Below are 7,397 nucleotides of genomic sequence, written 5' to 3' on the forward strand. Positions count from 1 at the left end.
TGATTGGTGTCAATCTCAAAGCAGCAGCTTAAATTATTAGCAGTATTTATACTGAGCGCATAACTGTTATGCTCCCACTGATGTCGGCGTAATTACTACTTCTGCTCCATAAGCTTTCAGTAAGTTAATTTTATCCTGGCTCATTTTATCCGGCATCACAAATATGCAGCGATATTTTTTTATCGCAGCGATTAGCGCCAGACCAACTCCCGTATTTCCTGCTGTTGCCTCAATTATTGTCCCACCGGGTTGCAGTTTTCCTGCTTTCTCTGCGGCTTCAATCATGGACAGAGCTATTCTATCTTTCGTACTACCACCCGGATTGAGGTATTCTACCTTGCTATAAATTGTTGATTGAATTTCTTGACTAATACTATTAAGTTTAATTAGGGGAGTTCTGCCAACCGCTTCCAGAATATTATTGTAAGTCGCCATCAGAATGTCTCTAGTATTTTATAATGTTATATTGCCGTTTGATGTTGAGAAAAAAACTTCCGACTAAACTCCACCAATTGCTTTGGCAGTAGCGTGTTCTATAGCTGCTTGAAATTTCGGCAGGGCACGGGAAATCATGTCTTGGTTGGCAGTGAGAGAAATTCGGAAATAACCCGGTATTTCCTGGGGCGTTCCAGGGAACACAAAAACATCGTGGCTGGCTAGTAACTCGGCAAAAGCACAATCGTCTGACTAGGGTGACTCTACTAACAAAAAGAATGCCCCTTCCGGAATTTGCAACTTGTAACCCATTTCCTGGAGTTCCTTCACCATCCAATCGCGTTTGCGTTGTAGATGCTCCATATCGATGGTGAGTTCATCCAAATCTGTGAGGGCGTATTGCATCAGGGCACTGGGGAAACACCAACCAAAGGGACTGCCTTGCAGTGTACGAATTATGCGCCGTATTGATTCCCGTTCAGGCATTGTCGGTGGCAAGGCAATATAGCCGATGCGTTGACCGGGAGCCATCCACACCTTACTGTAGCCATAGATCAGGAAGGAAAACGGGTAGAACTGGGTGGGACTGGGACAAGTTCGTCGATCGAACACAATGCGGCTGAAGGTTTCATCGGAAATCAGGTAGATTGGTTTGCCGTAGCGATTGGAGGCATTGGTGAGCAGATTTGCTAATTGCTGTAGGGTTGTTGCTGAAAAAATCTTGCCTGTGGGGTTGTGGGGTGAATTGATAACGATCGCTCTGGTACGTTCAGTTATGGCAGCGGCGATCGCATCGAGATCCAGATCGAAAGTAGTTGGATTGACTGCAACGCCAACCGGAACTGCACCAGCAACATGAATCATCCGCCTGTAGTTTAGCCAAGGTGGGGTGATAATAATCACCTCGTCTCCTATTTCGGTCAGCATCTGAAGACAAATAGTCAGACTAATCAGACTACCGTTGGTCAGGAAAATATCTTCAGGTGCGATCGCGATCCCGCGTTGCGTCTTCAGACCTTCTGACACAGTGACTCGTGCCTGTGGAAGGTTGTCTTTGTAACCGAACCAACTCTCATTTTGCGGAATGCTCCAGCGCTGAAGGGCTTCTACAAAGCCTGGTGGGGGCAGTTCGTGAGCGTCACCCTCAGTAAAATCAATGCTCCCCGGTTCATGCTTGCGATTCATGTAGTTTGCCTTGGCAAGGAGTTCACTGGGGGTCGGGGCTTGAATCGCCTTGAGCAGTCGGGACGAGATTGTATGAGTTTTTATATCGGAATTCTCTTTAGTATGGGCTTCTTGTGCCTCCTGTGGCGTTTTACTTGGTGGTTGTGTTTGATCTGCCATATTATGAGTTAAGTTGACCTACTTATGTTAATCATAATCGCTGTTAGGACTTACGCACTGAGTGCCAAATTGTGTCATTCTGAGCGATCGCATTAGCGCGGTGGCTCCGCAGGATCTAGAACCTCAAACCCTTGTCCTGAGAATTACGGTGCATAAGTCCTAATTAGGTTACAAAAGTTTTGGCGTTGGTGAACAGAGGTATGATTTGGCTCTCACCGATGACGGAGGCAGGTCGAATAGCGTTCAAATCAGAGTATCTAAATGATTACTTGAATATGGAATGGGAACTTCCTCGAATTTGAGGAGCGTGAATTAGTAAACGAATTGAATGTTTGAGCATTTCTGCGGATGCCAGAATAAAAAAGAGTTTTTCTCTTCAATCGAGCCAGCTCATGTCTAAGTCTTGTATTTTCACCTTCAACTGCAAGTCATATAAGTTTTAAAGATGATTGGGTCACCATCGGTCATAAACATTGGATAAACTTTCCAACCGTCTGTTACATAAAAATAGCATCTCCATTTCTCAGCAAGAGCCCATAAAGGTTTAAATCTTTTGACATCATGGTCTCCTTTTATCCCATCCTAAAATACCTGCTTTGAAGCGGTCTACTTGTGTTCACAACCAGACCAAAGTTTTTTTTGACCCAATAAATGTTTCTAATTCATCTAGTTTTGCGACCTCGGGAATTGTGTCTGGTTCTTAAGCCTGTGGTATAAGTTTTCCCACCTGTTTGACCCAATTAATTATTGTCGGCGTTGCATAATTAGAGCATGAATAGGGGCAAGCACCATGCAATGAAAGCGAGTGCAAATCAACCCATATCCGTAAAAACGGTAAGAAACAAGGAAAATATAACCACATTTGTGTCAAATTTGCTCGTCAATTTATCGCTGATTATGAGTCCCACGCCTGGTTACAGTAAGGCATCAAGGAGGCTTGCACGATCGCCGAAGAATACATCAAGGATTTGGAATCGGCTCTCATCAGCGGAAAATTCCTTCACGAGACATACCGTTTTGACCCCGCGCTGGTCGATCGATCTCCATACTTTTCCCCGGAGGAGGAGTTTGCTCGCAGCACCCTATTCGTGGAACTTGCATAAATATCATCCCACTCTTTGATACCTCTGTTTCCCAGCTTAAGTTGGTAGCCATACCTACGATCTCGATACTGAAAAGCAGTCTACTGAAACTATCACAAGTATAGAGCGATCGCACGCCAGCCGCGATCGGACTGATGACATTATGGCAAGGGCCTTTCCTTTGCGATCGCGCCCACCTGCTCTCACGCATCAATTACGTTAATTCGCGGGTTTCTTTAACGGCAGATTGACTCGATTGAGCTATATAGATACCGGATAAAATCACGACAAACGCCATCAAGTCAAAGAAACTCAAGCGTTCAGAGAAAATTACCCAAGCGAAGATTGAGGCAAGGACTGGCTCGAAAAGCAGCGTGACGGCGACGAACCCTGACGACAGCCTGCTGAGGCTGTAAGCCAAAAGTCCTTGACCCAACACTTGGCACAAGATGGCTTGCAAAATTACGAAAAACCACCCCATCCAGGAATGGGGAAACAATGTTTCTTCGGCGAGTGCGAGGACGGGAAACGCAAACATAGTCGTGATGGCGCAGCGCCACAGCAATAAGGTTGCCGTGCTAAATCGTTCTCGCAGCAGTTCTAGCAGTATCAGATACGCAGCAAAACAAATCCCCGATAGCAAGGCGAGGGCATTACCTTGTACTTGGTTAGTGGCGAACTGCACGTCATCCAATCCAATAGCGATCGCTCCCGCCACTGCCAGGACCATGCCAATGATGAATCTGCTATTATAGCGCCTACCTAATAACAACCACCCCCCCAAACCGACAAACAGTGGGTTCAAACCACAAAATAACGTAACGTTGGCAACGTTGGTTTGAGTCAGCGACAAAGACCACAGCAGGAAGTAGGTCGCTCCGAAAGCTCCCAATGCTACCAATAGCCCGAATTCTCGTCTCGTAAAAGGCTTCTGTTCTACGGGTTGGCGATCGGATTTTTGGCGGTCCAAAGCCTCAACTCCGCTCAACAAGCCAAAGACGATGGCAGCGATCCAGCCGCGATGGAATGCTACGGCATTTGAACCTATTTCTCGTTCGCACAGTTTGACGAGGATTGGTGCTAAAGATAGCGGGAGCAGGCTGGCAAATAATGAAGCAGTTGCGATCCAAGCAGGTGTTCTGGACGACGGTTGCTGTGCTAATTCCAGTTTGGCTGTCATACTTTTTAGCAATTGTGTTGACATCGAGTTGTGCTGATTTTTTGAGCCAAGTCTTTTTCAGTTGCTTACCGTTGAAACAAACAGTAATGGTGACTACCCGCTCTCTAGGCGATTTTGTGGGAGATGAACAACAGCTTGGCTAGATACGGCTAGGTATAGACCGATGAGAACTAGGGCAAAACCTACCCAATTCGAGAAACTTAACTTTTCCCAAAATATTGCCCAAGCCAAAATGCTGCTAAATACTGGCTCTAACAAATGTACTAAGGAGACAACCACTGAGGACAAGCCAGCAACGCTATAGGTTAAAAGTCCTTGACCTAAAACTTGGCAGACGAGGGCAAAAAAAATGACGAACAGCCATCCATTCAGTGAAGAAGGAAAAACCCGCTCTTGAGCGAACACAAGCATGGGCAAGATGGATAGGGTAGCGATCGCACAAACCCACAACTGAATTGTGATGGGGTCAAATTTGGTTCTCAGTTGTTCTACCACCAGCAGATATGCACCCATAAAAACCGCAGAGACGATGGCAGCTATGCCTCCTGTGACCTCACCACTGGCGATTTGTATCTGCTCGATTTCAATGGCGATGGCTCCCCCAATGGCGACGACCATCCCAATGAGAAATTGGCGGTTAAAGCCTTGACCGAATAACAACCACGCTCCTAAGCTGGTAAATATGGGGGTGAGATTATGTAGGATTGTCGAGATAGCGACGCTGGTTTGAGTCAGCGACCAAGCTACAAAGGCTAAGGTGGCAGCAAAAAAAGTCCCAGCACCCAGCAATAGCAAAAGCTCCTGACTGGTGTATGAATGCTGTTGAACGGGTTTGTCACCAGAAAGTCTCTGACGTATCGCCTTGTATCCTTGCCACAGCCCGAATACGACACTACCTAGCCAAAAGCGATTAAATATTGTAGCATTGGGGCTGAGTTCAGCTTCACTCCATCTAATGAAGATAGAGCCAAAAGATATGGCGACTACACCGACAAATAATGAGGCGATCGCCATCGTCGTTTTATTGGATTCATTCATCAGGGGTGAAACAAATATAAAACAGAAAAAATTATGATTGGCTGTGAAGCAACTGTGCTTCGCGGCGATCGAAAAGTCTTCTCTAGCAAATCCCGGAGCTAAATGCTTGTTTTAGTTTTTTATATTTCAATTTTTGAAAGTTCATCTCTTTCATTAATTAACACCTATCTAATACTATGTCAAGCACTATTTTTTACATACTTTACGGATCTGTGGAGCGGGTTTCCAAATGACGCTCCTAAGCAGTTCTATGTTTCTGTTAGCCCTTGTTCCGGCTCAAGGATGGGGTGCATTTTTGCTTAACTTCGGCATTCTTGGTGTTGTCGTTATTGTTCTCTACCTACTGTTTGGTATTTTGCGGAGGGTTTTCCGTCAATTTACCTCCGACCTGGTGTTAGTTGCACTCAACGTCTCACAAACGCCGCTGACACTCATTGTGTTCGCGATCGGTTTCAAGCTGGCATTGCAGACGCTATCTATCGCTCCTACAATTTACATTACTTGGTTCCAGCGAGGCTTGGCCGCTTTTCTTGTCCTTATCGCCGCCTTTTGGGTGGTTCAATTGCTCACCGAGGTTGTGCCTTATGCTTTTAGCCAGTATGCCGCACGCTCCGAGGCAATGTGGGATGATGTTCTGACTCCGATACTACAAAATGTTCTCCCTTTAATTGTTTACTTAGTGGGTGGACTGCTGTTTCTCCAGGCATTCGGTGTTGACATCCAAGGTTTGTTAGTTGCCATCGGAGGAATCAGTTTTATCTTAGGGTTTGCGCTAAAAGACATTCTGGCAAACTTCTTCAGTGGGTTAGTCTTGCTCATCGATACACCGTTTCGCTTTGGGGATGTGATTGAGCTAGCCAACGGTAGAAGAGGCGTGATCAAACACATTGGGCTGCGATTAACCGAACTGTATCTCATTGACACGCACTCACAGATTTACATACCCAATGCCGCGTTTGAAGGGCAGGAAATTATTAACCTCAGCCGTCCGACCAATCATTACTACTACACGATCGCCATTCCCATCAAAGCAGATGTTGCCCCGGCTCTAGCCATCTCTATGATGGAAAAAGTCGTGCTGGCGCACCCCGATACCATGGGCGAAATTGACAAGAAGTTAGAATTAGTTGACGAGTTTTATGGTTGCTCTATACCTGGGGCAAAAGCGCAACAGAAGCGAGAAGCGGGACGGCAACGCTTGTTAGCTGAGGCTGAGGTGAATACTTTACTAGCTGAGATTGAAATGGGTTTGGCGCACCTAGCCGATCTTATTTCCCAATTAGAAAGGGGCGGATTAGATGTAGAGGAGCGGCGAACAGTGCAAGCATACTATCTGGAACTTTGTCAAAAGATTGGACTGGAATCAAAAAAGTCCGATCGACATGACCGTCGCAGACGCTTGCTCAGTGAAGCTACGGGAACAGTATCCGAGAGTACGTTGATTGGGCTCATACGCCGTTGGTGTAAAGACTGGTTGAAAGACCCTGACCTATTTCAAGAAGACCAGCAAACGTTGAAGCAAGAGTGGGAACAGAAGATTGATTTGTTGAAGATCAAAGTTAACAAGCTGTTATGGGCAATTAGTAATCCCAAAGGGTTAGACACGCGATTAGACGAATTGGTAGAACGCTTTCGCGAATGGTTGCGAGAAAACTTCAAGAGTTCGCGCAATGAATGGCAAGACCCCAAAATCTGGATCGATGACCTGAAGGGAGATTACACGCGAGACACGCTGGTGCGGTTCTATGTCGATGACATCAAGTTGGAACATTGTGAACGGGGACAGCGGATTCTCAGTGAAATGCGGCGTGAGATCGTCTGGCATTTGCGTCAGTCATATTTGTCTAATTGATTGTGAGACTGTTGGTCAATTAACAAAGCATCTGAGTATATCAGTCGATCGACTATTCTGCCTCTACGGTATTCTCAAGCCCGCTTCACGCTTGGCAGGGGTGAGAGCAACATTGCAGAAGCTGTTAGACCGAGGCGATCTCGAAGGCATTCAGCAGGCTTGCACGATCGCCGAAGAATACATCAAGGATTTGGACTCGGCTGTCATCAGCGGCAAATTCCTTCAGGAGACATACCGTTTTGACCCTGCGCTGGTCGATCGATCTCCATACTTTTCGCCGGAGGAGGAGTTTGCCCGGAGCACCGTATTCGTGTAACTTGCGTAAATATCACATTCTTTCCCTCACCTGACACAATCGGTTTAAACTGACATCTTGCATCATTGTCAATCGGGAGCGTGTCACTTTTGCGATGAGTATAAATACTCGTGAACCCAGAATGACTTTTTTATCGATCATCAGTATAAT

8 protein-coding genes and 2 pseudogenes are annotated in these 7,397 nt (G+C 46.0%); 3 read left to right on the top strand and 7 right to left on the bottom strand.

Annotated elements, in window-relative coordinates:
* Nucleotides 1–66: 66 nt before the first annotated feature.
* The 4 genes and pseudogenes from QUA78_RS31050 to QUA78_RS31065 form a co-directional block, all read right to left on the bottom strand.
* On the bottom strand, nucleotides 67–435 hold the full coding sequence (locus tag QUA78_RS31050) for a pyridoxal-phosphate dependent enzyme (RefSeq protein WP_333306461.1): 369 nt from the start codon (nucleotides 433–435) through the stop codon (nucleotides 67–69).
* 63 nt (nucleotides 436–498) lie between these two features.
* A complete protein-coding gene (locus QUA78_RS31055; protein ID WP_333306463.1) occupies nucleotides 499–639 on the bottom strand; it encodes a hypothetical protein in 141 nt (46 codons plus the stop codon).
* A 48-nt stretch (nucleotides 640–687) separates the two neighbouring features.
* Nucleotides 688–1,779 (bottom strand): aminotransferase class I/II-fold pyridoxal phosphate-dependent enzyme, encoded by a 1,092-nt coding sequence (locus QUA78_RS31060; protein ID WP_333306465.1) that lies wholly within the window; start codon nucleotides 1,777–1,779, stop codon nucleotides 688–690.
* A gap of 243 nt (nucleotides 1,780–2,022) precedes the next feature.
* Nucleotides 2,023–2,530: pseudogene (locus QUA78_RS31065) on the bottom strand (IS1 family transposase); the annotation flags it as partial.
* A 64-nt stretch (nucleotides 2,531–2,594) separates the two neighbouring features.
* Between QUA78_RS31065 and QUA78_RS31070 the strand changes: the two are divergent.
* Nucleotides 2,595–2,702, top strand: a pseudogene (locus tag QUA78_RS31070) (IS1 family transposase); the annotation flags it as partial.
* Between the two features lie 61 nt (nucleotides 2,703–2,763).
* Here QUA78_RS31070 and QUA78_RS31075 read toward each other — a convergent pair.
* The 3 genes from QUA78_RS31075 to QUA78_RS31085 all read right to left on the bottom strand — a co-directional run bounded on the left by QUA78_RS31075 (nucleotide 2,764) and on the right by QUA78_RS31085 (nucleotide 5,079).
* The gene (locus tag QUA78_RS31075) at nucleotides 2,764–3,072 is read right to left on the bottom strand and encodes a hypothetical protein (RefSeq protein WP_333306467.1); all 309 of its coding nucleotides are present in this window, start codon (nucleotides 3,070–3,072) and stop codon (nucleotides 2,764–2,766) included.
* 3 nt (nucleotides 3,073–3,075) lie between these two features.
* A complete protein-coding gene (locus QUA78_RS31080) occupies nucleotides 3,076–4,041 on the bottom strand; it encodes a DMT family transporter (RefSeq protein ID WP_333306469.1) in 966 nt (321 codons plus the stop codon).
* Nucleotides 4,042–4,134: 93 nt separating this feature from the next.
* Nucleotides 4,135–5,079, bottom strand: coding sequence for a DMT family transporter (locus QUA78_RS31085; RefSeq protein WP_333306470.1), 945 nt, complete (start codon nucleotides 5,077–5,079; stop codon nucleotides 4,135–4,137).
* 229 nt (nucleotides 5,080–5,308) lie between these two features.
* Between QUA78_RS31085 and QUA78_RS31090 the strand changes: the two genes are divergently transcribed.
* The gene (locus tag QUA78_RS31090) at nucleotides 5,309–6,931 is read left to right on the top strand and encodes a mechanosensitive ion channel family protein (RefSeq protein ID WP_333306472.1); all 1,623 of its coding nucleotides are present in this window, start codon (nucleotides 5,309–5,311) and stop codon (nucleotides 6,929–6,931) included.
* Between the two features lie 100 nt (nucleotides 6,932–7,031).
* On the top strand, nucleotides 7,032–7,247 hold the full coding sequence (locus QUA78_RS31095; protein ID WP_333306474.1) for a hypothetical protein: 216 nt from the start codon (nucleotides 7,032–7,034) through the stop codon (nucleotides 7,245–7,247).
* The last annotated feature ends 150 nt before the right edge of the window (nucleotides 7,248–7,397 follow it).

Origin of the sequence: Microcoleus sp. K4-B3 (genome assembly GCF_036704615.1) — a bacterium.
GTDB lineage: Bacteria > Cyanobacteriota > Cyanobacteriia > Cyanobacteriales > Microcoleaceae > Microcoleus.